The 355-nt window shown below is 80.3% G+C and carries 1 pseudogene; it reads right to left on the bottom strand.

The features are described from left to right. Window positions 1–341, bottom strand: a pseudogene (locus GTW08_RS01590) (hypothetical protein); the annotation flags it as partial. Window positions 342–355 lie beyond the last annotated feature (14 nt).

Below are 355 nucleotides of genomic sequence, written 5' to 3'. Positions count from 1 at the left end.
GGTACGGCCGTGCCCGCGGCACCGCCGGCGGTGGTCGCGCTGCCACGGGTCTCGCGCCCGTCCGCGGCGTCACCGTCCCCGAGGCCGGTACCGGTCCCGATGTCGGTACTGCCGCCGAGGGCCGGGCCGACACCGGGAGCCGTGCCGGGGTCGAGAGCCGTACGGCCGTCGAGGGCGGTGCCGGACAGGGGGGCGCCGTCGTCGAGGGCGGGGGCCGGCACGGGGGTGCCGGTGTCCAGGATGTCGCCGGCCGACGCGCCCCGGCCGAAACCGGCGAGCGGGGTCGCGGACCGGTCCTCCTCGGCGCCCGCGAGCAGGTCGGCGACCGACAGCGTGGTCACCGCCGGGTCCCGGC

The sequence above is a fragment of the Pseudonocardia sp. SID8383 genome (assembly GCF_009864975.1).
Lineage (GTDB): Bacteria > Actinomycetota > Actinomycetes > Mycobacteriales > Pseudonocardiaceae > Pseudonocardia > Pseudonocardia alni.
The sequence above is the reverse complement of the archived record's forward strand: the minus strand, read 5'-3'. Positions and strand labels throughout refer to the sequence as shown.